Genomic DNA, 26,973 nt, shown 5'->3' on the forward strand with positions numbered 1-26,973 from the left:
GTGTCCGGCGTCTCTCGGGGCTGGTCGCTTGGGTCCTGCGATATCGCGGTGGGGGTCGTGTTGTTGCCGCTGATCGCGACCACCTCGGCGGTCTCGGGGGCAACTGAGCAGGCGCGGCCTAGTCGACGACGCCGGTGAAGCGCTCCAATGCGGCGAGGTGGTCATCGACGGTCGTCAGCCCGGCGTTCATGGTGTTCACCGACAGGTGGGTGGCCCCGGCAGCGTCCCACGCCGCGACGTCGGCGCCGGCCTTCTCGAAGTCGCCGGTCCAGTTGACGCGACCCTCCATCCCGAGCGCGTCGGCGTCCCGGCCCGCGGCAACGGCCGCCGAGCGCACCCGCTCGCGCGCGTGGTCGAGCCCCGGCCCGGGGCCCATCATCGGAAACCAGCCGTCACCGAGCCGGCCCGCGCGTTCGAGGGCGCGGTCGGACGCCGCACCGAACCACACCGGGATCGGCCGCTGGGTGGGCGGCGGCGCGAGTCCCGCACCGGTCACCGTGTGGTAGCGCCCGTCGAAGGTGACCGACCGCTCCGTCCACAGCCTGCGCATGAGTTCGACCTGCTCCTCGGATCGCCTGCCGCGGTTGGAGAAGTCCTCGCCGAGCGCCTCGTACTCGACGGCATTCCAGCCCAGGCCGATTCCAAGCCGGAACCGGCCACCGGTGAGCAGATCGACCTCGGCGGCCTGCTTGGCCACCAGGACGGACTGGCGCTGCGGCAGGATGATGACGCCGGTGACCAGTTCCACGGTGGTGGCGGCGGCCAGGTAGCCGAACATGACGAACGGCTCGTGAAACGTCGAGTCGATGTCGTAGGGACCGTGCCACCCCTGGTGCACGCGGGGGTCTGCGCCCACGACGTGGTCATAGGCGAGGATGTGGGTGAAGCCCAGTTCCTCGACCCGCTGTCCGTAGGCGCGGAGGACGGCCGGGTCTCCGCCGAGTTCGGTCTGCGGGAAGACGACGCCGATGCGCATAGCCGGTGCAACCGCGTGCCGTCGCGAATGCTTCCACCGTCGCGAATGCTCCTGTTGATGTGGGATCGACCACAAACGCGGGAATCCTATCGGCCACGCTGGGTATTCAACCGGCTACGCCCAGGTGGGCCGGCGCACATCGGCAGCGTGGCCAGCCGCTTAACGGGTATCAATGCCGCGTGAGGAACCCACCATGAGCGAACTGATCCAACGCCAGCTCGGGCAGTACGACAGCCCGATCGAGGACGAGTTGGAGGACGCCTTCACCAGGATGTTGAGTGAGGGCACCCAGCGCATGCACCGCACCTGGCGTGGGGTGCTGGTCACCGGCTTCTTCGGTGGCACGGAAGTCGCGCTGGGGGTTCTCGCTTACCTGTCGGTGCTCAGCGCCTCCCATCAGCCCCTGCTGGCCGGATTGGCGTTCTCGATAGGCTTCCTGGCCCTGCTGCTCGGCCGCAGCGAGTTGTTCACCGAGGGGTTCCTGATTCCCGTCGTCACCGTAGCCGCCAAGCGGGCCAGCCTGATGCAGTTGATCAAGCTGTGGGGCGGCACGATGTTCGCCAACCTCGTCGGCGGTTGGGTCATCATGTGGCTGATCATGACGGGATTTCCCGAGTTGCATGCGGAGACCGTGCAGTCGGCGGCCCACTTCGCCACCGCGCCGTTCTCGGCGCGGACGCTGGCACTCGCCGTGCTGGGCGGCATGGTGATCACGCTGATGACCCGGATGCAACACGGCACAGATTCCGTGCCCGCGAAGATGGCCGCGGCCGTCGCCGGAGCCTTCCTGCTGGCGGGGCTGCGGCTGTTCCACTCGATCCTGGATTCGCTGCTGATTTTCGGCGCGCTGGTCGGGGGCAGGGCGCCGTTCGGCTACCTCGACTGGTTGGGCTGGTTCGGCTACACGGTCCTAGGCAACGTGGTGGGCGGTCTCGGCTTCGTCACCCTGCTGCGGCTCCTGCGCAGCAAGGACCGGTTGCAAGAAGAACGTGCCGACGCCGAGTCCTCGTGAGAACCCAATCCCACACAAAATCAGGGACTTTCGGGCCGTCGATCGGTCTGTGTCCGAAGCGAGACGAGGATGACGTTATCTTCCCGAGCAGGACTGGGTATGCCGCTTCTATGAGTTCACTACCGCCAGCGGACGCCACCCCCGCGCGGTTGATGCTCGCCGGCGCCGCCGACGCCGTTACCGCGGCGAAGTTGCGGCGAGCGCTGCAGCGATGGCTGGAGCAGGTGGCGCGGATGCCCGACGCCGTCCATAGCGACATCGTGCTGGGTGTCGGCGAAGCGTTGGCCAACTGCGTCGAGCACGCCTACCGCGCCCAGTCCGGCGTCGGCACCATGAAACTCGACGCCCGCTACGACCCGGCGGCCCAGTCGATTCGCGTGTGCGTCAGCGACTGCGGAACCTGGTATCGCCGCCCGCCGCGCAAGCCGAACGACCCCCACGCCTCACGCGGCATCCTTCTGATGCACGCGCTGGCCGACCACTGCACGATCGACGCCGGGCCCGACGGGACCATCGTGTGCCTCGATTACGCGACCGACGCCGATCTGGTCGACAGTCGATAACTCAGACGCACGCTCTCACCGACCGCGGATTCCGCTGTCGACAACCTTGACCTGTTTGTGCGGATACCGCCGCCGGGCGTGCTCCTCTGCTGCCGAATTCGGTAATACGTAGAGCGTTTCGCGCTTCTGCTGCAGAGGTCTCAGCACCATGTCCATGAAGCTCTTGCGGTCATCGAGGTAAGGCTCGATGACCTCCTCGCCGGCCGGGCAGACCGCCAGGCAATATGCCGCCTTGTAATTCGGCTTGAACGACAGGCTCTGCCACATCGACGCGTTCTCCGCATCGCTGACGCGCGACCGGAAGTCGGCGGCGTCGGTGCTGTCGGCGATGGTCTGCACCCAGTCGGTGAACCCGCCCATGAACTCCCGGTAGTTGTGCACCGAGCAGGCGACGAAGTCGAATTCGCCGTCCTTGCCGATCGCCCCGACCGGACACGCCGCGACGCACAGCTTGCACTCCAGGCACGGGCTGTAATCCAGGGGCTTCCCGTACCCGCTTACCGGCGCGTCGACCAGGATGGTGCCGAGCAAGATGAAATTGCCGAATTTCGGGTGGATCACGTTGCGGTGGATGCCCATTACGCCGAGGCCCGCGGCGACGGCGACCGGTTTGTGCGCCACCACCCAGATCCGCCCGGGAAATCGGTCCATCTCCATCGGAAATGTCGCCGACGGGTTCAGCGCCCGGTAACCCGCGTCCTGCAGCCCGCGCACGATGCGATGGGCCGCCTCGTTGAGCACCTCCCCGCTGCGGTGGAATTCCTGGTTTGCGACGCTGCGCGCCGTCGAGCGCACGTTGTCGCGGTTCATCCGAACCACCAGGGAGATGTAGCTCTTCGTCCCGGGTAACGCAGCCTCGACGTGCTCTGCTTCGGAGGCCAGGTCCGGATTGTCAACGGCGGCGAACGCGACGTCGTCGGCGCCGGCCGCGAGGCACACTTCGCGCAGCCAGTCGGCGTCGATCGTGCTGGGCGGCCGCTGTTTCGGGTGCGACCGCACCCGTCGCACGGTGGGGTGCTCCGCCAATCGGCCTGGAAGTCTGTCCGCCATGCTGGGTATAGTACACAATACTCAGTATGGCGGACGGCCGACCACCCCCGGTCTCACACGCCGACCGCGCGCTCCAGCTCTTTGAGCGACGTCTCTAGGTGGCCCAGCAGCCGTTGCAGGTGCGGCACGCTGCGGCGACAGCCGACGAGACCGAAGTCCAGGTGCCGATCGTTGTTCGTGACGGTGATGTTCATTGCCTGCCCGTCGAGCGGAATCGACAGCGGGTAATTGCCGTCGAGCCGTGCGCCGCGCCAGTACAGCGGCTCGGAACGGCCCGCCGAGACGTTCGAGATGACGACGTTGAACGGCGGCGAGGCCGCGGACAAGTACCCGGGAATGAGCCCGAAGAACAGCCCGCCGATGTTGAGGGCGGACAAGGCCAGCTGCTGCACCGGCGGCAATTGCCAGAACACCTCTTTGGTATTGCGGATCGACGTGTTGATGACTTCGAGCCGCTCGGCCGGGTCGTCGAGGTCGGTCGCCAGGTTGCACAGAAACGTCCCGACCATGTTGCCGCCGCTGTCGTCGTCGTCCTTGCGCAGATTGACCGGCACCATCGCCGTCAGCGGGGCCGCCGGCAGCGCACCCTGTTCCTGCAGGTAGGCGCGCAGTGCACCCGCGGACATGGCGAGGACGACGTCGTTGACGGTGACACCTGCGGCCGACTTCACCGCCTGGATGCGTTCCAGCGACCACGATTGCGCCGCCACGCGGCGAGCCCCTCCGATCCTGACGTTGAACATGCTGCGCGGCGCCTGGAACGGCAGGGTGAGTTGCTGTTCGAGCAGCGCCGCTCGCGCCAGCTTCAGCGTGGACGGGGCCAACGCGAAGGCCGACTCGGCGGCGCGGGCCGCCCGCCCGAGCAGCGACGGCGACTTCCGCTGCCTGCGCTGACGCGGGCCTAGGCTCCACGGGACCCGGACCTCGTCGTCGGTGGGATCGGAGGTGAACGCCCGCTGCATCAGCCGCAGCGCCGACACGCCGTCCATGAGGGAGTGATGGAACTTGGTGTAGACCGCGTACCGGCCGTCCTGCAGGCCCTCGACGAGGTGCGCCTCCCACAACGGACGGTGCCGGTCGAGAAGGCTGCCGTGCAGCCTGGACGCCAGCTCCAGCAGGTCGCGGACCCGTCCGGGCTCGGGCAGCGCGGACCGGCGGAGGTGGTAGTCGAGTTCTACATCACTGTCGAAGGACCACGCGACGTTGGTGAGGCCGCCGAAGAAGGCGGGGTGTTTGCGGAAGGTCGGTTGCACGTCGGTGCACTCGAGCATGGCCTGGTAGGACTCGCGGACGAAATGTGGTCCGGCGTCCTCGGGCGGCTGGAACAGCTGCAGCGACCCCACATGCATGGGGTGTTCGCGGGACTCGCCCATGAGGAACAGCGCGTCGGTCGGCGATATCGGTTCCATGGTTGTCGCCCCTATCCCGTCGGCCGTGCCATCCAGCTGGCACGAGGCTCTCTCTCCCTGTAACCAAACGAGGCGTCCACCACACCAGAACGGGCGGAATCGGCGAACCGGCGCCTAGCGCGGGGCGACCGCCCGGAAAGCGGCGGTGATCTCGGCGACGCGGGGGTCGGCGCGCAGTTCCTCCAGGGTCTCCGGCAGCGGGATCCGCCAGTTGGGGTATTCGTCGATCGTTCCCGGCAGGTTCGGCTGTCGCGGCTCGGCGATCACGTCGTAGGGCGAGATCAGTTTCAGGCGGCTCGGTGTCGCGGCCAGCAGCCGGTGCATGGCGGCGATGATGTCCGACTCCTCGGGCTCGGCCGGATCCTCGGGGAGCAGTCCTTGGGAACGCAGCAACGCCAGCCACTCGGCCCGCTCCTTCGCGGCGCCGGCCTCCTCGGCGGCCACGTCGTTGAGCAGTCCGAGGTCCGCCCGCACCCGCACGTGCTCACCGCGCAGGAAACCTGCGGCGGTCGGCAGGTCGTGGGTGGACAGGCTGGCCGCCGCCCGCGACGGCCACTCGGCCGGCTCCAGCAAGGGCTCGCCGGGCGCGGACTCGTCGCGGGTGAACCACGACACCGCGCACCCCAGCATCCCGTTGTCGGCCAGCGCCTCGGTGACCTCCGGCTCGACGGTGCCGAGGTCCTCGCCGATGACGGTGGCGCCCGCCCGGTGCGCCTCGAGGGCGAGGACGGCCAGCATGGCGTCGGCGTCGTAGTGCACATAGGTGCCGCGGTCCGGGCCGTCGCCTGGAGGTATCCACCACAGCCGCCACAGGCCGGCGACATGGTCGATCCGCAGACCGTCGGCAAAAGTCACGACGGCGCGCAGCGTGTCACGCAGGGCGGCGTACCCGGTGGCGGCGAGACGGTCCGGCCGCCAGGGCGGCAGCCCCCAATCCTGGCCCCGGGGCGTGAAGTTGTCGGGGGGTGCCCCGACGCTGACGCCGGTGGCAAGCACGTCGGCCAGCGCCCATGCGTCGGCGCCTTCGGCATCGACCCCGACCGGCAGGTCATGCAGTACGCCCAGGGCCATTCCGGCGCTCTGGGCGGCGCCCCGCACCGCGATCAACTGCTCGGCGCACCGTTGCTGCACCCAGGCGTGGAACGCCACCCGGGGCTCCAGCTCCCGGCGTGCGGCCGCCACGGCCGGTCCGGCGACATCCCGCAAGTCCTCGGGCCACCGGCTCCACCGGCCGCCGTGCCGCTCGGCCAGCGCGCAGTACGTGGCCCAGTCGCGCAATCCGGCCGAACCGGTCGGTTGCCCGGCCAGCGGGGAAGGCCTCCCCTCGGCGCGCCACAGCAACTCCAGCGCCGATCGCTTGGCCGCCCACACGAGGTCGTGGTCGATCCGCTCGGTGCTCGCCGAGACTCGCAGCGCGTTCACCTCCGCGCGGGTTTCGGGGTCGGCCCGAAGATAGCTGTCCAGGTCCTCGATGCGCAGCGCCAGCGGATTGGCGAAGCGCCGGCTGGACGGTGTGTACGGCGACGGCTGCACGGGGTGCGTCGGCCCGGGGGCGCTGAGGGGGTTGAGCAGCACCGCGCCGGCCCCGTGCTCGGCCGCGGTCCACTCCATGAACTCGCGCAGGTCGCCTAAGTCGCCGATGCCCCACGAGCGCGCCGAGCGCAGCGCGTACAACTGCAACATCCAGCCCCAGGTAGCCGGCGCGGCCGGCACCCGCGGGGGCGCCGCGACCAGGGTGGCCTCCTGGCCGTCGGCCGTGTGCAAGCGATACCAGCCGGGCTGCAGGTCGGCGGGCAGCTCGTCGCGCGCCTCGATCCGGGTGCCGTCCTCGGCCACCAAATATGAGGCCCCGGGCATTGGGTGGCGGCGTCCGTCGACGCGGACGGCGACAGTGGACGGCAGGACGCCAGCGTGGTCCCGCTCGTCCACCTTGGCCAACTCGCGGCGCCGGTCGGCTTCGGTGCGGGCATCGACGTCGAGCATCGCGAGCACGCGGACGACCACGTCGGCGTCGACCTGGACCGGCTCTCGTCGCTCGTTTCGGTAGGAGGTCGCCACCCCATGCGCGGACGCCAGCCGGCGCAGGTCGTCCGGTATCGGTTTCGGGTCTGCCATCACCGCGCCCGCGGTCGGACGACTCTGGAGGGGAGGAGGGATGCGTAGACGCGACGCCGATGCGGGGACACCCCGCTGGTATACCCGACCGGTGTCTTCCCACACCGGCCTGCGACCCGCCGGTGCGCCGAACGGCTGGGGGAGTCACTGCAGACGGCGCCACCGTTAACGCGCCCGATACACTGGGGCCCCGGCAACCCGATCATCGATCGCACGCCGTCAAACCCGAAAAGAAATCTACGTCGAAGGTTGTGCCTTGCCCGAAAAACCCAGCGATGCCGTCAGCCTGGAGCCGCATTTCGAGGACGTGCAAGCGCACTACGACCTGTCCGACGAGTTCTTCGCCCTTTTCCTGGACCCGACGCGCACGTACAGCTGCGCCTACTTCGAGCGCGAGGACATGACGCTCGAGGAGGCACAACTCGCCAAAGTCGACCTGTCGCTGGGCAAGCTCGGGCTGCAGCCGGGCATGACGCTGCTCGACATCGGCTGCGGGTGGGGCACCACGATCGTTCGTGCGCTGGAGCGCTACGACGTCAACGTCGTCGGCCTGACCCTCAGTCGTAATCAGCAGGCGCACGTGCAGCACCGGCTCGACCAGCATCCGTCGTCGCGGAGCAAACGCGTACTGCTGCAGGGCTGGGAGCAGTTCGACGAGAAGGTGGATCGCATCGTGTCGATCGGCGCCTTCGAGCACTTCGGGCGCGATCGTTACGCCGACTTCTTCAAGATGGCCCACGAGGCGCTCCCCGGCGACGGGACGATGTTGCTGCACAGCATCATCAAGCCCAGCGACGAGGAGTTCGCCGCGCGGGGGTTGCCCATCACCATGACCAAGATCCGGTTCATGAAGTTCATCATGGACGAGATCTTCCCGGGGGGAGACCTTCCGGCGGCCAAGGTCGTCGAGGAACACGCGCAGCGCGCCGGCTTCGCGGTCAAGCTGGTTCAGCCGCTGCGGTTGCACTACGCGCGCACCCTCGACACCTGGGCGGCGGCGCTCGAGTCGCGCCGCGACGAGGCCATCGCCATCCAGTCCCAGGAGGTCTACGACCGGTACATGAAGTACCTGACCGGGTGCGCCGACCTGTTCCGCGAGGGCTACACCGACGTCGCGCAGTTCACCCTCACCAAGGCCTGACGCCGACACGGCGACCGGTCACTGTGCGAACCGCGCCCCGGCGCGGTTTACCGCCGCAGCGCCTCGGGTAACCCACGAGCAACGACCTGATTCGGGAGGCGCCGACGCCTGTCGGCGCGAAACCGCAGGAGGGATTGACCGTGGGCGCCAAGCACCGCATGACCGCACCGCCGGAGCAAAGTCGACCGTCGCGGCGCACGATGTCTGGTATCGCAAGCATCTGCGAACTCGCCTCCGCCGCCGTGGTGTGTGGGGCGGCCGTGGTGGCTGTGCTGGTCGGCGTCGAGCCGGAAAAGCCGGTGGTCGTCGCCGAGCAGGGGACGCCGGCCACTTCCCAACCGGTGCATCAGGAGGGGACCGTCGTTGCCGTGTCGGCGAATTCGGTGACCGCACGCAGCTCGAACGGCTACACCCAGACCTACGTCGTCACCCCGAACACCACGGTGGTCATCAAGGGCGGGAGTCTGCCGGCCACCGCCGCGTCGCGTTTCGCGATCAACGACCAGGTCGACATCGTCGGGACGATCCAGGGCGGCACGGCGCTGGCGACGGCGGTTGCCGACCGCGACGCGTGGCACGGGGACGGCCCCCCGATGGACTTCGTGACCACCCAACCGGCGAGTAACCGGCAAGGCAGTACATAGAGTCGATCAGGCTGTCCGACAACAGCTTCCGCTCGAGCAGCCGGCCCAGGTCGCGGTCGGTGCCGGCGGTTTCCTGAGCCAGGGACTTCTTCGCCTTGCGGACAAAGTACAGTCCCGGCTTAGGCAGGAAGCCGTCTAGCCGCAGGAGGCACCGATGAGCGGGCACGAAGTGAAGATGATCATTCTGTCGACCGACGACCTGGACGAGTCGATCCGGTTCTATGGCGAAACCCTCGGAATGCCGGTGAAATTCCGCGACGGGACCCACTTCGCAGCGCTCGACGGCGGTCCCGTCACCCTCGCCCTGGCGACCGCGGTCGACCATCCCATACCCGGGCAGGTCGTGGTCGGCATCAAGACCGCGGACGTCGACGCCGCGGCCAAGGCGGTTGAGGCCAGCGGCGGCGGAATCGTAAAGGGCCCGTACGACGACGCACACGAACGCCGCGCCGTCGTCTACGACAACAAAGGCAACGGCTTGGTCTTCTATCAGCCGTTGTCGAGGTGACATCCCGGTGAGGTAGCGTCGGCGAATCCGCGCGATACCCCAACCCGCAGGAACTCCCCCACTTGGCGTGACTTCGGTCGTCCGATGCTCGGCAATCGAGCTTGCATCGCGTGAGTTGCCCTGCGCCACACAGCAGTCGGTCACCGCAGCGACGCAGTTGGCGGGGTGGTTGTCACCTGCCCGTGCGCTCGCGGTGCTTACAACCCGGCCAGCAGCACGGCCGGCGTTTGCCGTCTTCCAGCTCTTCCTGGGTCCGGCGAATGCGGCGCTGACGGGTCGTCTCCTGCTTGGCGTCCTCGACCCAGCAGATGAATTCGTTGCGCGCGAGGGGGGTGATGTCCTTCCAGGCGGCGAGTGCCGTTGCGTTGGCGATCAGCGATCTGCGCAGATCCGCCGGGAGTTCGTGCACCACACCACCAGGTACCCGCTGGCCGTTCATGGGCCCAGGCTAGCCGCCGTTTGCAGCCGCCGGCTCGACGCGGCTAACCAGAGTGGCTCCGGAGGCCAGAAGGGTGACGCCTGGATGTCGGTGACCGCACCGTCTCCGCGGAGCGGGTAGCGGACGCACCACGCGCGTTTGCTCACGACGCCCTCAAGCCCCCTCGACCCTGCTGCTGGTCGCCACGGCATCACCGCGCGCGAGTTCGATGGTGGCGGCCGTCATCACCAGCGCCGCCGCCACCAGCACCACCATCCCGGCGCGACCGGTGTTCAGCGTCTCACCGAGGACGACGACACCCAGCACGGCCGCGACGACGGGTTGGGAAACCTCCAACGTGGGCATCGATGCGGTCAGGGAGCCGGCCCGGAAGGCTGACTGCTCCCAGGCGAATCCCGCCAGCGCGGTCAGCAGCCAGGCGTACAACTCGGGGGACCGGAGGACCACCCAGTCACCATCAACCAGCACATGAACCACCCCCTTGGTGAGGACCGCGAACACCCCCCAAAGCGAACCGGATACGAAGGCCAGCAATGCCGCGGCCAGGGCACCACCCCAGACCCGGGCACACACCAGACATCCCAGCAACAGCGGCCCGAGCACCATGGCCACAGCGCCCCAGGTGTGCAGCGAGGCCCGCGAACGACCCGCCTGCGGGTTGCCGACGGTAACGATCACGGTCACCGCGGCGGTCAACAAGACGGCCCAAACCCATTCCCGCCCAGTCACGCTGCGGTGAGACAGCTTCGCGCTGATCGGCAGGGCGAACAGCAGCGAAAGGACCAGCAGGGCCTGTACCAGCAGCACCGAGCCCTGCTCCAGTGCGGCCGCCTGCAATCCGATGCTGACGACGAGCAGTAGGGCGCCCCACCGCCATCGTCGGTTCCGCAACAGCGTCACGAACAGCTGCAGGTTTCCCACCGACTTGTCCGTGATGCGGTGGGTTGCTCGCTGCTGGAGCACATCGCCGGCCGCCACGCACAGCGCAGATCCCAACGCGAGCAGCGCGGCGATATCCACTTTCGTCATCGGTGCGTTCTCCTGCCGTCGGGACGGGTAACGCATCAATTCCGGTATGCGGTCCGCCCTGCTGTTCTAGCCGGGACGCGGGCGGCGCGGCTCGGATCGCCGCGGTGGGTCTCGTCCGGGAAAGCGACATGTATGCGGCCGGCCTTGCCGGGATAGCCTGAGTTCGGCATCACGGAGGATGGATGAACCCGCCTGTCCGTGTCAACCGTCCGCAGCACGGCAACCCCTAGACAACTCCCGCAACCTGAGGCGCTGATGTCACTGCTTTCGACGACCCTCGTCGCCGACACCCTGGCCCGGGTGTTCGCGGCGACGGTCAGACCGACCGCCAAGCCTGCCGTGCGCTTCCCCGCCATCGGTGGCCGCACATCGACGACCACTGTTCCCACGCGGCACGGCGCCGTGACCGCGACCATCTACCACCCCACGGGTTCCGCCCCGTCCCCACCCGTCTACGTCAACGTGCACGGCGGCGGGTTCGTCATCGGGCATCCCGAGCAGGATGACCCATGGTGCCGTTACCTCGCCGCGAATGCCGGCGTTGCGGTGGTGAACCCGGACTACGCGCTGGCGCCCGGCCGCCGCTTCCCGACCGCGGTGCAGCAGATATACGACGTCGTGCGCTGGGCCGCCTCGCGCGACCGGGAGTGGGATGGCACCCGACTGTGCGTCGGCGGTCAGAGCGCCGGTGGCAACCTCAGCGCGGCCGCCGCCCGGCTGGCTCTGGAGAACGACGGTCCGGCCATCGCGCTGCAAGTACTGCACTACGCACCGCTCGACTTGGTGACTCCCACCCGCGACAAACCGTCGACGGCGGGCGCCCACGCGGTGATGAAGCCATGGATGGGGGAGGTGTTCGACACCGCCTACATTCCCGACCCGGTGCAACGGCGTGACCGGCTGGCCTCGCCGGCATGGGGTCCCAATGCGGACAACATCGCCGGCATCGCCCCGGCCCTCGTGGTGACCGCCGAGAAGGACCGGCTACGCGACGAAGCCCGCAGATACGCCGAGAAACTCGACGCCGTAGGCGCGCTGGCCGAGTACCACGAGGTGCGCGGCGTCGACCACGGCTACAACATCATGAGCGACGCCGTCGAGGTGACGCGCCAAACGTACGCTCACATCGCACAGCACGTCGTGCGGGCCACCGCGCGACCACGCTGAGTGGGCCTGCGTTACTTCAAGTGCGCGCTGTCGTCGTCCAGGTCGTCACGACGCAACGCCATCGGGGTCAGCGCGGGAATGTCGCCGCCCGCAACGACGGCGCGCGCGATCGGGGTTAGGGCGCGGAATAACGTTTCCACCTCGTCGTCGCTGAGCGCCTCGAGCGCCGACAGGCCCAGCGCGTCGGTGCTCGATTCGATCCGGGCCTTGAGTTCCCGGCCGGCACCGGTCAACGACCCGTCGGCCTCGAGTAACCCCCGGTCGGCCAGCCTTTGCTCTTGATGCCCCCATGTCGCGTCGTCGTAGTCACGGGTGCGGGCGATGTAGTCGCGCGGCACCCCGCCGGCGGCGGCGTGTAAGACGTTGGATTCGCGGCCCGTGATGCCCGCCGCCGTCAACACCGCCACGTGCCCGTCGCCGCGGTGCTCGCGCAACAGCGTCGCGGCGTGCCAGAGCGCGGCCAGGGGATCGTCGGGCCATGGCAGCGCCGTGTTTGCGGCGAACAACGGCCGGCCGCCCAACGGAGCCTGCCGCACCGCCTTGCCCGCCAATTCCGCTGCCACACGGATGTTTTCGTCCGCATCGAGCCCGTAGCGGCGTAACGCCGCAACCGCGGATTCCCGCCGTGCGCGCAGGGCGGCGTCGGGACCGGCGATCTCCCAGGCCGTCGGCAGCGCCTTGGCGACGCGTTCGGGGGCGAAGTTGTAGAAGATTGCGGTGACGACCTGGGTCGGGACCACGCCCAAAGGCGCCGACCGTGCCGCGAAGTACCCCATCCAAAAGCCCCGGTAGCCCAGGGCGTCCAACGCCGCCCGCGCCTCTGGGGCGAAGTACGTCACACCGTGTACGGGCTCGAATCGGTCGTAGAAGCGCCGCGCCAACTCGGGTTCTCTCTGCACGAATCGCAGTTAACCACCCCGCGTTGTAGATGCCATGCGAAGGTTCCGATGCGGGCGCTGCTCACTGCCCTTTGAGGCTGCCGATGCCGAGCGAGAAATCGGTGCGTTCGGGTCGCGGAGGGTTCTCCACCTCTTCGACGTAGCGCTTGGGGTCCCGGTCGACGATCGGCAGGCCCTCGGTGGTGGGATGTCGCGTCATGAATTCGTCGTATTGCCGGCCGAGCGCTTCGCGAAGGCCGATGGGGGCGTGGCGTCGAAAGTCCGACAGCCCTTCGCGCTCCTCCTCGCTCATGTGGTCGTCGTTGGCCACCCGGGTGCGGCCGACCGCCGCCCACCAGTCGTCGGTGCCGGCCACGGCCGCGTTGGCGTCACGGACCCCGTCACGGATGTCGTTGTGGTCGCCGATGGCGTCGAGCGTCTCGCCCTCGGGGTCGTCGGTGCCGCGCGTCAGCAGCTGCGGGTAGAAGATCTTCTCTTCGATGTAGGCGTGCACGTCGAGCTTGTCGGCGAGGGGACGCCACACCCGCTCGAGCGCGGAGCGGCTGACCGGTGTCTGCGCTTGGAGGTGGTCCAGCTTGGCGAACTGCTCGCGGAACCAGTTATGGTCGGCGACGATCAAGTCGGTGATATCAGCCATACGACTCCTACCCCTGCTTCGATCGCGACGCGCTACGGCCATCGTGTGCTATGCCGAGTAATAGATCAAATGCGCCGGGGGGCAACGTGCAAACCGGCGCCACCGGTCCATGTGTCCGACCGACGCACCGGCTATCGGGCGGACTCTTGGGCTGCCGATTGCGACCTCAGCGGTCGACTGGGGATGAGCTCACGAAGAACGGGCGCGACGAGGGACTGAAACCGTTCGAGGCAGGCACGCTGCTGCTCGGCGGTCAGACCGTCGGCGTCCGCACTGAGGTGGATCACCTCGTGGCCGAGCTGCTCGTGATAGCGACCCACCTTGTCGATGACCTGGGCGGGACTGCCCACGAGCGCCGAGCTTCGCTCGACGAAATCTTCTATCGACTCGAACGCCGTGGGAATGCCGGCGCGACGCTGTGCCGCCACCCGCGCCTCGAACATCGGCCGGTAGGTGGCCACCGCTTCCTGTGAGGTCGGAGCGACGTAGAACCCGGCGGTCCCGGCGCCGACCAGCGCGTCCTGCGGCCGGTGGCCGTAGAACTCCCACCGTTGCCGGTAGTGGCGAACCAGCTCGGCGTAGGGCTCGATGGGATTGCTGACATTGGCGGAGAAGATGGGGTCGCCATGGCGAGCGGCGAGGTCCACCGAGTCGGTACTCGTCGCGCTGCCGTGCCAGATTCGAATCCGGCTCTGCAACGGACGGGGAAGGGCCTTGGCGTTCGCGAGCGGCGGGCGGAACCGCCCCGACCATGTCACGCTGTCGTTCTCCCAAAGTAGCCGGAACAGTTCGTAGCCTTCACGATTGCGGTCCCATTGATCCGCGGTGGTCACGTGGAACAACTCGGCCTGCGCCGCGCCGTTGCCCTTGCCGATGATCAGCTCGAGCCGCCCGCCGGACAGGTTGTCCAGCGTCGAATAGTCCTCGAATGCGCGGACGGGATCGAGCAGGCTCAACGTCGTCACCCCGGTGAACAGCCCGATTTTCGACGTGCGGGCCGCGATGTTGCTCAAGACCACCGGCGGGGAGGACGAGATGAAGGGATCCTCGTGCCGCTCGCCGACCGCAAAGCCGTCGAAGCCCAATTCCTCTGCGAGGATCGCCTTGTCGAGTACCTCGCGCAGCCGGGCGGCGGGGCTCTTCCGCTCGCCCGAGACGGGATCCGGATTATGGGTGATCAGCGTGATCAGCAGGAACTTCATCCGGTGCCCCCGCCGGGGTAACGCGACCGATGCCCGACCGGGGGCCCTTCGGGTGCTGCCGCGAACGTGTCGCCGCGCCGTACGGCGGCGAAATGGCGCGCAACAACAGGCGCGTCGGTGGTCGTCAAGCCGGGCCTCCTGGAATCGGCTGTCCTGACTCAGCGGAACCGGCTGGCGCCAAATTCATTCCCTGGTACCGCGCATGCAACGACGACTACATTCCTCCCGCTACGCCGCTCGGCGCCTTCGGCCGCTGATCAGGTAAACGGCGGCACGCAACTCCAGCAGCGGATCGTCGGAGGGCTCGATTCCCGCCACCCGCGGGATCGGGTCGAAGATGATGTGTTTCTGCTGGGCGGCGTCGTCGGCGACCGGGCCGGTCAGCTCCAGCGTGCCCAACTCGCGGACCTCGCGATCCGGCGGCCAATGGACGGTGGCGTCATCGACCACATCCGAACCCTGGGCGAGCTGCACGGCCAGCGTGAAGCGGATCGGTCCGGCCGCGAGACGTTCGGCGAGCTCGGTGAACAGATAGTCGTCGTCCTTCGATTGCACCTGGGACTCGTCGATATACTCGTTCCCCGCCTCGGGGCTGATGCGATACCGCCCAAACCTGCTCTGGCCGGCCGCATTGGTGAACTTCAGCGCGGAGACGCCGAAGAAGGATTCCCGTGCGAAGCTGGCCGGAAAGGGCTTGGCCTGCTGCACGAACCGCAGCGCCGCCGGGTGCGAACCGAGGAAGGCCTCCAGCGGTGAGCCCGCAAGGTTGGCCGGGTCACTGGTGGCCTGCGCTTCCAGCAGCTCGAGGAATTCCTCGCCGGTGCGCGTCGGGAAGCCGTCGGTGGAATGGCCGATGATGTCGGTGTGCACCCGGTCGCCCAGTATGAATCGGACGGCGAGGCCCTTGGGAAGTGCGTTCGGATCGGTGTCCGGAATGTTCGGCAGCCCGGTCGAATCCGAGAAACGCACGACGACGGGCGTGGGGTCTTGCTGGAGATGTGGAGCCTGCGACAGGTCAGCCGCGGCCGCGGACGGGGTGAAGGTGCCGTTCAGCAGGATGCCCTTGCCGTGGGCCGGCCGGATGCCGGGATGCTCGCCGAAGATCTTGGAGAACGTTGACAGGATGTTTTCGCTCAGCTCGATCAGCTTCTCATCCGTCGGCAGTGGCATGGTGTTCTCCTATCCGACGCGGCGACTTCGTAGTTACTCTAATTCTGCGACCAGAGGGGCGCGAGCGGTGCGCCACGGCGCCGCAGCCCAGCCGGAGGCTCTGATCTCGAATCCAGAAGCGGCAGTGCGGGTTTGCTGGGACGAGGCAGTCACGGCTGCATCTGCGCATTCCGATCCGAAGACGTATCCTCGCGCATAGCGTTCGGGCACACAGCATTGGGAAGCGGGTGGGAAGTGGCCCCACGAGACGATCACCGGTACGTGATCATCGGAGCCGGTGCCATCGGGGGCACGGTCGGTGCGGTGCTGGCCCGGGCGGGTGCGCCGGTGGTGCTGGTGGCGCGCGGTCGGCACGCCGAGGTGCTGGCCTCCGCGGGCATGAAGCTGAGGACACCCGACGGCACCTTCCAGACGGCGGTCACCGCGGCGTCCGGTCCCGGGGAGGTGCGGTTGACGGAACGCGACGTGTTGGTCTTCGCCACCAAGACCCAGCAACTCGACGCCGCCCTGCAGGAATGGGTGGATCAGCCGGTTCATGGGCGGGATGGCGCGGTCGGGACCGCGGGCGCGGTGTTGCCGGCATTGACCGCCCTCAATGGCGTTGCCGCCGAAGAGAAGGCGCTGCGCTATTTTCGCCGGGTCTTCGGCGTTTGCGTCTGGCTGCCGGCCGTGCACCTCGAGCCCGGTGAGGTGATCGTGCGGTCGTGGCCGGTGGCCGGCCAGCTCCACATCGCGCGCTGGCCGGCGTCGCTGGCCACCGAGGCCGACGCTCACCTGCTGGCCGGGCTCGCCGAGACCTGGGGCGCGGCGGGCCTCGTGGTCCGCCTCCCCGCCGACGTCGCCCCGTGGAAGTACAACAAGCTGCTCAGCAACCTGGGGAACGCGGTGGGAGCGTTGTCCGCCGACCCGGCTGACTCCCACGAGGTGGTGGCCGCGCTGCGCCGGGAGGGCGAATCCGTGTTGCGCCATGCCGGAATCGAATTCGTTTCCTTCGACACGTCCACGGCGGCGCGCGCCGACGGCCCGACCATCCGCCCGGTGCCGGGCTGGGATGCGGGACAGAGCAACTCGACCTGGCAATCCTTGAGCCGCGGCACCGGCAACGTGGAGACAGATTTCCTCAACGGGGAGATCGTGCGGCTTGCCCACCGGCACGGCGTCGGCGCGCCGCTCAACGCGGCCATAGCCCAAGCGGCGCGGGAAGCGGCTCGCAACGGCGTTGGCCCGGGCGGCTATTCGGCGTCCGGACTGGAGCAACTTGTCGGCGTCGGTCGAGCGGACTGATCGTTCGGCGCAGCTCAGGAGGTGGGGACGGCGCCTAGCAGGCCCAGCATCAACACGATGCCCGGTAGGAGATTGGTCACCTGGTGCGCGACGATGCTGGCCAGCAGTCCGCCGGAGTACCACCGCGCCAGCGCGATCGGAATGGCCACCACCACCAGCAGTGGCGCTCGAGTGAACTCGAGGTGGGCGAGCGCGAATACCAGGGTGCTGACCACCAGGGCGGCCCAACGCCCCCAGCGCCGCTCCACCGCTCCCCAGAGCAGGCCGCGGAAGACGATCTCTTCGCAGAGCGGCCCGATGATCACCACGATCAGCAACACGGCCACGGCCCAGGGCCACCCGGCCCGCAGGCCCCCGAAGATTCTGCCCACCGTCGAGTTCGCGCCAGGCCCGACCACCGCCCGGTACACCATTGATGCGGGAATGGTGACCAACATCCCGCCGAAACCGAACATCAAGCCCATCCGGATCTCGCGCCACGACCAGTGCAGTCGCAGGTCCGCCCGCGGGCCGTTGCCCCGCAGGATCGTGACGAGCACGGCAAGTCCGGCGGCGGCGGCAGTGGGGACCACCACTGCGACCGCGAGGCTGCCGGCGGACACGGGACCGACGCCGCTGGCCAAACCTCCGGCCAGCACGGCCGACACGGCGAGGTAAGTCAGCGCGACCAGAACGAAGGCGCCCAGGCCCCAACGCGGCGGGGGCGCGACGGCCTGCTGGGACGGCTCCCCTTCCACGGCGTCGACGCTACCGCAGCCCGGCCGGGTGGCATTGTCCGCGAGAATGCCGGGTGAACGGCGTACCATCTCGTTAGTTGTGCGAACGAATATATCGTCGCCTGAAGATCGGAGGCCGTAATGCCAAGGACCGCCGGCGACAGCTGGGACATTGTGACAAGTGTCGGCTTCACGGCGCTCGCTGTCTGCGCGGCGCGGGCGCTCGATGCCGCGCTCGAACCGCCCTTGGCGAACGATGACTACGCTGCGAGCTTCGTCGCCGCCGCCGGTGAGCCGAATCTGTCGGCCGCGGTGGCGAACTTGGACACGAGCAGCGCGGCGGGCTTCAACGCACGGTGGGTCGGGGTGCGAACGCGGTTCTTCGACGATTTCTTCGCCCGCGCCACCGAGGCCGGTGTTCGGCAGGCCGTCATTCTGGCGGCCGGGTTGGACTGCCGCGCTTACCGATTGGCTTGGCCGGAGGACTTGACTGTCTTCGAGGTCGATCAGCCGCGAGTGCTGGAGTTCAAGCAGCGGGTTCTTGACCGGCAGGACGCGGTCCCGTCGGCCCGGCGCGTCACCGTCGCGATCGACCTGCGGGGGGACTGGGCAGGCGCACTGATCGAGGCCGGCTTCCGGCCCGATCGATCGACGGCATGGGCGCTCGAGGGCCTGCTGCCGTACCTGCCCGGCGCGGCCCAGGACGCGCTGTTCGAGAGGCTCCACCAGTTGTCAGCCGCTGGCAGCCGGTGTGTCGCGGAGCTGGGCCCGGACACCGGGGAGATCCGCGAGTTTGCCGACAGCACGTCGGCGATCTCCGAGCTCGCGACGCAGCCCGCGGTCGCCGATCTGTGGTACGACGATCCGCGCGCGGACACGAAAGCATGGCTGGCCCAACGTGGCTGGGAAGTGACGGGTGTCGACCTGGTCGCCAAGGCCGCCAATGAGTACGGCCGGCCATTCCAGGCGCTGCCGGCCGTCTTCGAGCGGCTGATGAGTACCAAGTTCTTCAGCGCCACCCGCACCGGCTGAGTCACGGCAGCCGAGTCGCCTGCAGTCGAGTTCCGTCACCGTCGTCTGTCCGGGGTGTCACTCGAAGGACGCGCAGTGTTTGACGTTTGGTAACCGGTGGGCGGGCTGGGTCTGCAAGCCTTGAGCACCGACGCTGCGGCACACGGAGTCGCGCGACCCGGAAGGGGTCTGGCCATGACAGAACATCTGCGCGCCTACAACAGTCTCTGGCAGGTCCGCAATGACTCGTGGTGCAGGTTGGAGGAAGCCGCCGATCGGCTGACGCGCCCCACCACCGCCGGAGCGCTCAAAGAGCGCTACCTGGCCGTCTGCCGCGAGTTGCTGGATCGTCTGGGCACGGTCGAGCCCTACTGGGCGTACCCCGGCTCTCCCCAATTTGGGCTCGTGCAACGGCTTTTCACGGCCGGTAGCTACGAGAAGTTCTCGCAGGCGGTCGGCCGGATCAACCGCGCGCTCACGACGGAGTCGTATCGATCGGGGGACGTCGACAACGCCGGTGCCGACGAACTGGACATGTTCCCGGCCGATCCGCGCCAGCTCGAACATCAAGTGGCGACGTCGGCCGACCGCCCCTACTTCGAAGTGCTCGTCGTCGAGAAGATGACCGAGGCCCAGGAACGAGCGCTGCGCAACGAGGTCCGGAAATGGCGGCGCCCCGACGACGAATTCGTCTACGAGCTGGTGGTGGTGTCCAGCGGGGACGAGGCCCTGATCGCGGCGCGGCTGAACGTCAACTTGCAGGCCGTGGTGATTCGGCGGCGCTTTTCCCATCAATCGACCCGGGACCTGTCCACCCTTTCGGAGTTCATCGACACCGCGGTGACAACCGAACTGGCCGATCACCAATCGCCGGAAGAGCGGGCGCAGATTCTCGCCGTCTCGCTGGGGGAGCTGCGCCCCGAACTGGACCTGTACCTCATGACGGAGATCGATGTCGAGGACATCGCCGGACGCCTGGGCCAGTACTTCCGCAGGGTGTTCCACGCCCGGGAAGGAATGCTCGAGCTGCACCTGTCGATCCTGCAGGGGGTGGCGGCGCGCTACCGTACCCCGTTCTTCAGCGCGCTCAAGCAATACAGCCACCGACCCACGGGCGTCTTCCACGCCCTGCCGATTTCGCAGGGCAAGTCGATCGTCAACTCACACTGGATCAAGGACATGGTGGGCTTCTACGGCCTGGACGTGTTCATGGCCGAGACGTCGGCGACGTGCGGCGGCCTCGACTCGCTGCTCGAGCCGACCGGGCCCCTGCGCGAATCGCAACAGCTCGCGGCGCAGGCGTACGGCTCGCGGCACACCTACTTCGTCACCAACGGGACGTCGACCGCCAACAAGATCGTCACCCAGGCGTTGGTGGCGCCGGGTGACATCGTGTTGCTCGACCGCAACTGCCACCAATCGCATCACTACGGGATGATGCTCGCCGGCGCGAACGTCGTGTACCTGGAGGCGTATCCGCTCAACGAGTACTCGATGTACGGGGCGGTCCCGCTTCGGGAGATCAAGTCGAAGTTGTTGGCGCTCAAGCGCGCCGGCAAGCTCGACCGGGTCAAGATGATGTCGCTCACGAACTGCACCTTCGACGGCATCGTCTACGACGTCGAGCGCGTTATGGAGGAATGCCTCGCCATCAAGCCCGACCTGGTGTTCCTCTGGGACGAGGCGTGGTTCGCCTTTGCCCGGTTCCACCCGGTGTATCGCACGCGCACGGCGATGGCGTCGGCGCGGGCGTTGCGCGAGCGACTGCAGGATCCCGGCTACAGGGCTCGCTACGAGGAGTTCCTGGCAACCGCCCCCGAGACACCCAGTGAAGAAGCACTTTTGGAGCGCCGTCTGATTCCGGACCCGGCGCGGGCCCGGGTACGGGTATATGCCACTCAGTCGACGCACAAAACGTTGACGGCGCTGCGGCAGGGTTCGATGATCCACGTCTTCGACCAGGACTTCGACCAGAAGGTGGCCGAGCCGTTCCACGAGGCCTACATGGCGCACACCTCGACGTCGCCCAACTACCAGATCCTCGCCTCCCTGGACCTGGGCCGCAGGCAGGTGGCGCTGGAGGGCGTCGAACTGGTGCAGCGGCAGATCGAGAACGCGATGCAGCTGCGCGACGCGATCGACAATCACCCGTTGCTCAGCAGGTACATGCGCTGCCTTCGCACGTCGGACCTGATCCCGGAGGGATTCCGGCCCTCGGCCATCGAGCAGCCGCTGCGTTCCGGGTTGCGCAACATGATGGCGGCCTGGGACCAGGACGAATTCGTGCTCGACCCGTCGCGGATCACGCTGTACATCGGCCCCACCGGCTACGACGGGGACACGTTCAAGCGCACGCAGCTGATGGACCGCTACGGGATCCAGATCAACAAGACGTCGCGCAACAGCGTGCTGTTCATGACCAACATCGGCACCACCCGCAGCTCGGTCGCCTTCCTGGTGGAGGTGCTCGTCAACATCGCGCGCGAGCTCGACCAGAACATCTCCGAGATGAGCCTCGGCGAACGCGAGCACTTCGAGAGGGCGGTGTACCGGCTCACCGAAATGTCGCTGCCGCTGCCGGATTTCAGCGGCTTCCACCCCGCCTTCCTGGATCACAGCGGAAGCGAGCCCACACCGGAAGGCGACGTCCGCCGAGGGTTCTACCTGTCCTACGACGACACCAATTGCGAATATCTCAGCGGTGAGCTGATCGAGCAGCGGCTGGACGCCGGGGTCGACGTCGTGTCTGCGACGTATGTGACGCCCTATCCCCCGGGATTCCCGGTGCTGGTGCCCGGCCAGGTGTTCAGTCGCGAGATATTGCAGTTCATGCGTGATCTCGACACCCCCGAAATACACGGCTATCTACCGGAATTCGGCTACCGGGTCTACACCGAAAAGGCCATCGAGATGGTGAGCGAGTCGGTCGGATCGGCCCGCAATGGACATCGTTCCGCGGAACCGGCGGGGGCGCCCACTCCTCCGAAAACGCCGAGGAAGAAGCCCGTCAGGCGCGACGGGTCCAACGGCGACGGGAACGTACCCGAGGTCGGTCAGGATGAGCTGCTCGGCCAGCAGTTCCCTGGCGACGCGGTCGATCCCGCGTCGACGCAACGCCCCTAGCCGTCCGCCGGCGAGCGATGCAGAGCGTGCGAGCACGCCACCAACGCGGTCAGCGTGACCACAAACCAGGCGAGCAGAATGCCGAAGGGCAACAACCGTTGCTCGTGGGGAAAGTAGGCCGCCGCGTGGACGGCCGAGACGCTGGCACCGCTCGGTAGCGCGTGGTTGAGGAGCGCAAACGGTTGGGGGAGAAGCGAGACGGAGACGGCTCCTCCGGACGAGGTGTTCCCGAGCAGAATGAATACGCCCCAGGTCGGGATGATCGCCCATCGGTGGATCAAGACCAGCATCGTCGAGTTGAACAGCGCCGCAACCGCAATCTGCAGCGAGACCAGCAGCCACAGTTCGAGGAACGGCGCATGTAGCGCTCCCAGAAGAGGTCCCGACACGAAGGCCAGCGAAGCTCCGCCGACGACGGCCAGGGCAGCGATGCAGGCCAGCCAGCGGCGCAGGGTCAGCGTCTTGACGTTGGCCCGCAACTGGAACATCGTCACGAATCCCAGAATCGTGGCGGCGATGATCACGTAGAACGTGGCCAGGCCGGCCGGGTCTGAGGGGGGCAGCGGATGAAGGTCGGTGATGGGGAGCAGGTACCGCCCGGGCGCCGGCTCGTCCAGCTGCGTGAGGACGCGCGCGGCCGACGAGCCGCTCGCGCTCGACAACAACAGCTGTGGCGGTGCGGTTGTGCCGTCGATGATCGCCGTGATCGTCTGGTGGTCGACGGCCGCGATAGCCGATCGCCTCGACGGGTAAGTGCGCACATCGAATTCGTGCCGGCCCTGTTGCATCCCGGCGATGATCGGGGCGGTGACGGAGGCGGGCCCGACGACGCCGATGGGCAGTTCGCGTGGGGCGGGCCTGCCCAACGCTACCGTGTACGCGGCGACAAACGTCGATGTCATGACGAGTGCAATGCCCATGACCGCGGCGGCTTTGCGAATCTCGAGTGGAATTCGTCGGATCGACCACCGACGCGGCGGGCACCCGGTGGGGGACCCGGTACAGGAGGGAGCCTCGGGGTCGCCGTCGTCTCGGACGTCCGGCGCCGGGGCGTCGACAGAAGCGGGTCTGGTCATGGCGCTCAGGCGTTTTGGGTGTTCCGGGTTGGTTCGGGGGCTTTGGGCGAGGGCGGTCCGCCTCAACGGCCGCCGACGGATTACTTGGGTACCCGGGCGCCCGCCCCCGAAACATCGGCAACATCCGCGCCACCGGGGGGCGCCGCCGCCGGGCGGTGGCTGTCTCGCCTGAGCCGCATGGCCCGACTGGCCGCCGCCGCCAACGCGAGCGCCGCCATCGTCAGCAGGATCGCCGCCGACACCGTCCTCGACCCCAACAGCGTCAGGAGTAGCGGCAGACCGAAGCCGACATAGGTGACCACGTAGAACAGTCCGACCAGGGCACCGCGCAGCCGTTGCGGGGCCGCGATCTGCAAGTCGATCAGGCCCTCCCGCAGACACAGGCCGGAGGCACAACCCAAGATCAGCAGCAGCGGCAGCCCGACGGCCGGCGACATGGTCGGCGGGGCCACCACCGCCCCCACGTAGCCGATTGCGGCCAGCACCGCACCGGCGGTGCCGGCCTGGGGGCCCCAGCCGCTTATCCGGGCAACGACCTGTATGACCCCGCTGACGCCATTGACGACGAACGTCGCGACGCCCGCGGCCATCGGGGCGGCCAGCGCCGTGTGTATCCGGGTGGGGATCGTGACGAAACCAAGTGTCGCCGAGGCGAACACCCACGGTGCCAGCGGCATCGCCCAACCCAGCGCCCACGCCGTCCCCTGCCGCGCGGAGATTGAGCCCGCGGATCTCGTGGACCTCGCGACGGACCCTCCCCCGCGCCGCACCGCCACCACCATGACCGTCATGGCGACGACGAGAATGCCGGCGGCGATCGCGAATGACACGCGGACACCCGGCTGTCCCGCGCCGCCGACTACCCCGCCCGCGAACGGACCGACGGCGAAGCCGGCAATCAGCACTGCGCCCGCGGTGGCCGCACCGGGCGGCCCCTTCAGGTCGGAGGCCCACGCCGTGCCGGAGCTCATCGCCAAGCCGACGCCGAACCCGACGATCAGGCGTCCCGCCAGCAGAACCTCGGGCTGCTGGGAGAACAGCATCGCCGTCGTCCCGATGAGCGCGCTCGTCGAACCCGCCAGCGCGACGGACCGGCGCCCGAGCGCGTCCGACGCCCGGCCGCCGATGAGCAACCCGGGAAGCAAGCCCAGCGCGTATACGCCGAAGGTGACATCGAGCGCGGCGGTGCTCAGGTGTTCGCGATCGCTGATCAACGGCATCAGCGCCACGAAGTGGTTGGCCGCCCAGCCCATCGCGAACAGGAGGACGAGCACACTGACGAAGAGGCTGTTCGTCGCGCCCGTTGCCCGCCGCCGGCCCGCCCGGTCCTCCCCGTCCGGCGATGACGGCGATCGACGCCCCTGGCCGGTCGCCTCGTCCGACCTCACCACCGGCGTCCCCCTTCGTTTGTCGCGGCCGACCCATAGAACACCGGGACGCCCAGCGAGGTATTCCCCCTGGCAGCGGTTTTGTGCGGCCGAATGTCGCGGATCACACCCGCGCCGGGGCCCAGCAAAGGTGCCGTCGGTGGGCCGCAAACACACGCCGCACCGGTGGGTCCCGGCTCGGCGTTTGGCGAGCCCGTGATTTTGTGTACTTCGTAGCCACGACCCGCTGCAGGAAAGGCAAACGATGAAGAAGACTTCACTGGCCGCTGCGTTCGCCGCCATTGCGTTGAGCGCGTGCTCGCCCTCGCAGGTCATCAACACCGGCGGCGACACAAAGTGCAAAGACTTCACCACGCAGGACGAGAAGAAGCAGAACGACGAAGTGAGCAAGATGCTCAAGGACAAGAGCGGCACCGACCCGACCAACATCGAGATCTCGGCGACCCGATTGTCCGCGACCACCTATTGCCAGACGGTCGGCAAACCGGACAGCAAGATTTCCGAGGCCCCGCACGGCTGACGGCCCCCGCGAGGGTTTGAATCACCGCCACTTCAAACCTGGTGGCGCCGCCCACCCATACCTAATCTTCCCGGGTGATGTCGACCGACCCGGCACCGGCACGCGTGTCCCTTTCCGGGATCGACCGCTCGTTCGGGAGCCATGCCGTGCTCCGCAAGGTCGACTTGGAAATCGAGCCGGGCGAGGTGGTCGCGCTCCTCGGTCCCTCGGGCAGCGGAAAATCAACGCTCCTGCGGCTGCTCGCCGGCCTTGACCACCCTTCCAACGGGCGCGTCGACATCGACGGCCGGCCCGTCCGCGGGGTCGACGCGCGCTGTGCCATGGTCTTCCAGGAGCCCCGCCTGCTCCCGTGGCGATCTCTGGCGGCCAACGTCGCGTTCGGGCTGCCACGGGGGACGGACCGGGCGGCGGGCGCTGCGGCCGTGCGGCATTGGCTCGACGTCGTCGGGCTGCGAGATTTCGGTGAGCACTATCCACGACACGTGTCCGGCGGCATGGCGCAGCGAGCGGGCCTTGCCCGCGCGCTCGCCCGGCGGCCCCGCGTCCTGCTGCTCGACGAACCGCTCGCGGCCCTCGACGCGTTGACGCGGCTCAAAATGCAGGATCTGCTCCGCGCCGTGCAGGAGGAAGCCGGTACGACGACGGTCCTGGTGACCCACGACGTGGACGAGGCGATCGTCCTCGCGGACCGCGTGCTGGTATTGCGCGCCGAAGCCTCGGGCGCCGCCGGCATCGCCGCGACGTTCGACGTCGAGATCCCCAAACCCCGCGACCGCGGCGATCCGCGCGTCGGCGCCCTGCGCGCGCGACTGTTGGGCGAACTCGGTGTGCCACAGCGCGGTGGCGCCGACCCGCGGGCCACCCTCGAAGAGGAGTCGAGAACGTGCTGAAATCCCCTAAGATCGCGGCTTTTTTAGGCGCTGCCACGGTTGCTGTAGCTGCCGTCGCCGGCTGCGGTTCGGGCCCCGGAAACACCGCGGCCAAGGACCTACGGGTGGACTACGCCTACTACAACCCGCTGAGCCTGGTGGTGCGCGACCAGCACCTGCTGGAGACTCGCGGATACAACGTCACCTGGGTCCTGTCTGCGGGCAGCAACAAGGCCAACGAGGGCCTGCGCTCCAACGGGCTGGACTTCGGATCCACCGCCGGCTCTGCGGCTTTGGTCGCGCGGGCCAACGGCACACCGATCAAGATCGTCGACGTGTACAGCAAGCCGGAATGGACCGCCCTCGTTGTCGGCAAGAATTCGACCGTCAACTCGGTGGCCGACTTGCGGGGCAAGAAGATCGCGGTCACCAAAGGCACCGACCCGTACTTCTTCCTCCTCCAATCGCTTGCCACGGCGGGACTTTCGACCGCGGACGTCGAGATCGTCAACCTGCAGCACGCCGACGGGAAAACTGCCCTGGAGCGCGGCGACGTCGATGCGTGGTCGGGGCTCGACCCGTTCATGGCCCAGACCGTCCAGCAAGCGGGCTCCCGGTTGCTGTACCGCAACCCGGATTTCAATTCCTACGGCGTGCTCAACGTCCGCGAGGACTTCAGCACCGCCCATCCGGACGCCGTTCAGACGGTGGTCAATAGCTATGAGGAGGCCCGGAAGTGGGCGAAGGCGCACCCGGACGAGCTGGCGGCATTGCTGGCCTCGCAGGCGAAGGTGACACCGAGCGTGGCCCAGGAGGAGTTGCGGCGAACCGCGCTGGACATCGACCCGGCACCGGGCGATCCGCAACGCGCGGTCCTGACCAACATCCTGCCGATCGCCGTGTCGGACGCCGACATCAAATCCGACGACGCCGGTCGCGGGGCGCTTGGGACCATCATCGAACCGAAGTACGCCCAGCAGGCTCACTGACGGCTCTGGGCGCGCCGCTGGCAGGGGCGCGGCGCG

The 26,973-nt window shown here is 68.1% G+C and carries 25 protein-coding genes; 12 read left to right on the forward strand and 13 right to left on the reverse strand.

The window, feature by feature from the left end; translation table 11 throughout:
- Positions 1 to 118 precede the first annotated feature (118 nt).
- Positions 119 to 976 (reverse strand): LLM class F420-dependent oxidoreductase, encoded by an 858-nt coding sequence (locus tag G6N56_RS17330; protein WP_085256523.1) that lies wholly within the window; start codon positions 974 to 976, stop codon positions 119 to 121.
- A 193-nt stretch (positions 977 to 1,169) separates the two neighbouring features.
- Here G6N56_RS17330 and G6N56_RS17335 point away from each other — a divergent pair, with 193 nt between their 5' ends.
- On the forward strand, positions 1,170 to 1,988 hold the full coding sequence (locus G6N56_RS17335; protein WP_085256573.1) for a formate/nitrite transporter family protein: 819 nt from the start codon (positions 1,170 to 1,172) through the stop codon (positions 1,986 to 1,988).
- A gap of 110 nt (positions 1,989 to 2,098) precedes the next feature.
- Positions 2,099 to 2,551: an ATP-binding protein gene (locus G6N56_RS17340; protein ID WP_085256522.1), complete on the forward strand. Its 453-nt coding sequence runs from the start codon at positions 2,099 to 2,101 to the stop codon at positions 2,549 to 2,551.
- A gap of 15 nt (positions 2,552 to 2,566) precedes the next feature.
- Here the strand turns inward: G6N56_RS17340 and G6N56_RS17345 are convergent, their stop codons facing one another.
- The 3 genes from G6N56_RS17345 to malQ all read right to left on the reverse strand — a co-directional run bounded on the left by G6N56_RS17345 (position 2,567) and on the right by malQ (position 7,125).
- Complete coding sequence (locus G6N56_RS17345) at positions 2,567 to 3,601, reverse strand: epoxyqueuosine reductase (RefSeq protein WP_085256521.1); 1,035 nt, start codon at positions 3,599 to 3,601, stop codon at positions 2,567 to 2,569.
- A 53-nt stretch (positions 3,602 to 3,654) separates the two neighbouring features.
- Positions 3,655 to 5,010 carry a WS/DGAT/MGAT family O-acyltransferase gene (locus G6N56_RS17350; protein ID WP_085256520.1) on the reverse strand — a complete coding sequence of 452 codons (1,356 nt, stop codon included), beginning with the start codon at positions 5,008 to 5,010 and terminating at the stop codon, positions 3,655 to 3,657.
- Between the two features lie 114 nt (positions 5,011 to 5,124).
- Complete coding sequence (gene malQ, locus G6N56_RS17355) at positions 5,125 to 7,125, reverse strand: 4-alpha-glucanotransferase (protein ID WP_085256519.1); 2,001 nt, start codon at positions 7,123 to 7,125, stop codon at positions 5,125 to 5,127.
- A 256-nt stretch (positions 7,126 to 7,381) separates the two neighbouring features.
- Here malQ and G6N56_RS17360 point away from each other — a divergent pair, with 256 nt between their 5' ends.
- The 3 genes from G6N56_RS17360 (at position 7,382) to G6N56_RS17370 (ending at position 9,418) form a co-directional block, all read left to right on the forward strand.
- Positions 7,382 to 8,266 (forward strand): cyclopropane mycolic acid synthase family methyltransferase, encoded by an 885-nt coding sequence (locus G6N56_RS17360; protein WP_085256518.1) that lies wholly within the window; start codon positions 7,382 to 7,384, stop codon positions 8,264 to 8,266.
- Positions 8,267 to 8,406: 140 nt separating this feature from the next.
- On the forward strand, positions 8,407 to 8,910 hold the full coding sequence (locus tag G6N56_RS17365) for a hypothetical protein (protein WP_180150357.1): 504 nt from the start codon (positions 8,407 to 8,409) through the stop codon (positions 8,908 to 8,910).
- Positions 8,911 to 9,064: 154 nt separating this feature from the next.
- The gene (locus tag G6N56_RS17370) at positions 9,065 to 9,418 is read left to right on the forward strand and encodes a VOC family protein (RefSeq protein ID WP_085256516.1); all 354 of its coding nucleotides are present in this window, start codon (positions 9,065 to 9,067) and stop codon (positions 9,416 to 9,418) included.
- A 172-nt stretch (positions 9,419 to 9,590) separates the two neighbouring features.
- On the opposite strand, the gene G6N56_RS17375 is transcribed toward G6N56_RS17370, so the two are convergent.
- Positions 9,591 to 9,857, reverse strand: coding sequence for a YdeI/OmpD-associated family protein (locus G6N56_RS17375; RefSeq protein ID WP_085256515.1), 267 nt, complete (start codon positions 9,855 to 9,857; stop codon positions 9,591 to 9,593).
- A gap of 153 nt (positions 9,858 to 10,010) precedes the next feature.
- A complete protein-coding gene (locus tag G6N56_RS17380; RefSeq protein WP_085256514.1) occupies positions 10,011 to 10,886 on the reverse strand; it encodes a DMT family transporter in 876 nt (291 codons plus the stop codon).
- 339 nt (positions 10,887 to 11,225) lie between these two features.
- Between G6N56_RS17380 and G6N56_RS17385 the strand changes: the two genes are divergently transcribed.
- A complete protein-coding gene (locus G6N56_RS17385) occupies positions 11,226 to 12,053 on the forward strand; it encodes an alpha/beta hydrolase (RefSeq protein ID WP_085256572.1) in 828 nt (275 codons plus the stop codon).
- 11 nt (positions 12,054 to 12,064) lie between these two features.
- Here G6N56_RS17385 and G6N56_RS17390 read toward each other — a convergent pair whose 3' ends face one another.
- The 4 genes from G6N56_RS17390 to G6N56_RS17405 form a co-directional block, all read right to left on the reverse strand.
- Entirely contained in the window at positions 12,065 to 12,952 is an 888-nt protein-coding gene (locus G6N56_RS17390) for an SCO6745 family protein (RefSeq protein ID WP_085256513.1), read from the reverse strand.
- A gap of 61 nt (positions 12,953 to 13,013) precedes the next feature.
- A complete protein-coding gene (locus tag G6N56_RS17395; RefSeq protein ID WP_085256512.1) occupies positions 13,014 to 13,589 on the reverse strand; it encodes a hemerythrin domain-containing protein in 576 nt (191 codons plus the stop codon).
- Between the two features lie 131 nt (positions 13,590 to 13,720).
- Complete coding sequence (locus tag G6N56_RS17400; protein ID WP_085256511.1) at positions 13,721 to 14,791, reverse strand: LLM class flavin-dependent oxidoreductase; 1,071 nt, start codon at positions 14,789 to 14,791, stop codon at positions 13,721 to 13,723.
- Between the two features lie 228 nt (positions 14,792 to 15,019).
- Positions 15,020 to 15,961, reverse strand: a complete 942-nt coding sequence (locus tag G6N56_RS17405) for a catalase family peroxidase (protein ID WP_085256510.1) — start codon at positions 15,959 to 15,961, stop codon at positions 15,020 to 15,022.
- Positions 15,962 to 16,195: 234 nt separating this feature from the next.
- On the opposite strand from G6N56_RS17405, the gene G6N56_RS17410 reads away from it, so the two are divergent.
- Complete coding sequence (locus G6N56_RS17410; protein ID WP_232069081.1) at positions 16,196 to 17,245, forward strand: ketopantoate reductase family protein; 1,050 nt, start codon at positions 16,196 to 16,198, stop codon at positions 17,243 to 17,245.
- 14 nt (positions 17,246 to 17,259) lie between these two features.
- Here G6N56_RS17410 and G6N56_RS17415 read toward each other — a convergent pair whose 3' ends face one another.
- A complete protein-coding gene (locus G6N56_RS17415) occupies positions 17,260 to 17,982 on the reverse strand; it encodes a CPBP family intramembrane glutamic endopeptidase (RefSeq protein WP_232069082.1) in 723 nt (240 codons plus the stop codon).
- A gap of 120 nt (positions 17,983 to 18,102) precedes the next feature.
- Here G6N56_RS17415 and G6N56_RS17420 point away from each other — a divergent pair, with 120 nt between their 5' ends.
- Positions 18,103 to 18,993, forward strand: a complete 891-nt coding sequence (locus G6N56_RS17420; RefSeq protein WP_085256507.1) for an SAM-dependent methyltransferase — start codon at positions 18,103 to 18,105, stop codon at positions 18,991 to 18,993.
- A 174-nt stretch (positions 18,994 to 19,167) separates the two neighbouring features.
- Entirely contained in the window at positions 19,168 to 22,095 is a 2,928-nt protein-coding gene (locus G6N56_RS17425; RefSeq protein WP_085256506.1) for an aminotransferase class I/II-fold pyridoxal phosphate-dependent enzyme, read from the forward strand.
- Here the strand turns inward: G6N56_RS17425 and G6N56_RS17430 are convergent.
- Positions 22,092 to 23,015 carry an SNG1 family protein gene (locus G6N56_RS17430; RefSeq protein ID WP_232069083.1) on the reverse strand — a complete coding sequence of 308 codons (924 nt, stop codon included), beginning with the start codon at positions 23,013 to 23,015 and terminating at the stop codon, positions 22,092 to 22,094. The two genes, G6N56_RS17425 and G6N56_RS17430, sit on opposite strands and share 4 nt — an antisense overlap.
- Positions 23,016 to 23,251: 236 nt before the next feature.
- On the reverse strand, positions 23,252 to 24,559 hold the full coding sequence (locus tag G6N56_RS17435) for an MFS transporter (RefSeq protein ID WP_408632710.1): 1,308 nt from the start codon (positions 24,557 to 24,559) through the stop codon (positions 23,252 to 23,254).
- Positions 24,560 to 24,803: 244 nt separating this feature from the next.
- On the opposite strand from G6N56_RS17435, the gene G6N56_RS17440 reads away from it, so the two are divergent.
- From G6N56_RS17440 to G6N56_RS17450, 3 genes are all read left to right on the forward strand, one after another.
- On the forward strand, positions 24,804 to 25,079 hold the full coding sequence (locus G6N56_RS17440) for a hypothetical protein (protein WP_085256569.1): 276 nt from the start codon (positions 24,804 to 24,806) through the stop codon (positions 25,077 to 25,079).
- Between the two features lie 104 nt (positions 25,080 to 25,183).
- Entirely contained in the window at positions 25,184 to 25,969 is a 786-nt protein-coding gene (locus tag G6N56_RS17445; RefSeq protein WP_142280667.1) for an ABC transporter ATP-binding protein, read from the forward strand.
- Positions 25,966 to 26,937: an aliphatic sulfonate ABC transporter substrate-binding protein gene (locus G6N56_RS17450; RefSeq protein WP_085256568.1), complete on the forward strand. Its 972-nt coding sequence runs from the start codon at positions 25,966 to 25,968 to the stop codon at positions 26,935 to 26,937. The genes G6N56_RS17445 and G6N56_RS17450 overlap by 4 nt, the downstream gene beginning before the upstream one ends.
- Positions 26,938 to 26,973: the final 36 nt, after the last annotated feature.

It is taken from the genome of Mycobacterium saskatchewanense (assembly GCF_010729105.1).
Classification (GTDB): Bacteria; Actinomycetota; Actinomycetes; order Mycobacteriales; family Mycobacteriaceae; genus Mycobacterium; species Mycobacterium saskatchewanense.

Bases quoted from the DNA above. Each gene is read 5' to 3' on its own strand.
- G6N56_RS17330 (WP_085256523.1), bottom strand. From the start codon at position 976: ATGCGCATCGGCGTCGTCTTCCCGCAGACCGAACTCGGCGGAGACCCG.
- G6N56_RS17335 (WP_085256573.1), top strand. From the start codon at position 1,170: ATGAGCGAACTGATCCAACGCCAGCTCGGGCAGTACGACAGCCCGATC.
- G6N56_RS17340 (WP_085256522.1), top strand. From the start codon at position 2,099: ATGAGTTCACTACCGCCAGCGGACGCCACCCCCGCGCGGTTGATGCTC.
- G6N56_RS17345 (WP_085256521.1), bottom strand. From the start codon at position 3,601: ATGGCGGACAGACTTCCAGGCCGATTGGCGGAGCACCCCACCGTGCGA.
- G6N56_RS17350 (WP_085256520.1), bottom strand. From the start codon at position 5,010: ATGGAACCGATATCGCCGACCGACGCGCTGTTCCTCATGGGCGAGTCC.
- malQ (WP_085256519.1), bottom strand. From the start codon at position 7,125: ATGGCAGACCCGAAACCGATACCGGACGACCTGCGCCGGCTGGCGTCC.
- G6N56_RS17370 (WP_085256516.1), top strand. From the start codon at position 9,065: ATGAGCGGGCACGAAGTGAAGATGATCATTCTGTCGACCGACGACCTG.
- G6N56_RS17375 (WP_085256515.1), bottom strand. From the start codon at position 9,857: ATGAACGGCCAGCGGGTACCTGGTGGTGTGGTGCACGAACTCCCGGCG.
- G6N56_RS17380 (WP_085256514.1), bottom strand. From the start codon at position 10,886: ATGACGAAAGTGGATATCGCCGCGCTGCTCGCGTTGGGATCTGCGCTG.
- G6N56_RS17395 (WP_085256512.1), bottom strand. From the start codon at position 13,589: ATGGCTGATATCACCGACTTGATCGTCGCCGACCATAACTGGTTCCGC.
- G6N56_RS17400 (WP_085256511.1), bottom strand. From the start codon at position 14,791: ATGAAGTTCCTGCTGATCACGCTGATCACCCATAATCCGGATCCCGTC.
- G6N56_RS17405 (WP_085256510.1), bottom strand. From the start codon at position 15,961: ATGCCACTGCCGACGGATGAGAAGCTGATCGAGCTGAGCGAAAACATC.
- G6N56_RS17420 (WP_085256507.1), top strand. From the start codon at position 18,103: ATGCCAAGGACCGCCGGCGACAGCTGGGACATTGTGACAAGTGTCGGC.
- G6N56_RS17425 (WP_085256506.1), top strand. From the start codon at position 19,168: ATGACAGAACATCTGCGCGCCTACAACAGTCTCTGGCAGGTCCGCAAT.
- G6N56_RS17430 (WP_232069083.1), bottom strand. From the start codon at position 23,015: ATGGGCATTGCACTCGTCATGACATCGACGTTTGTCGCCGCGTACACG.
- G6N56_RS17440 (WP_085256569.1), top strand. From the start codon at position 24,804: ATGAAGAAGACTTCACTGGCCGCTGCGTTCGCCGCCATTGCGTTGAGC.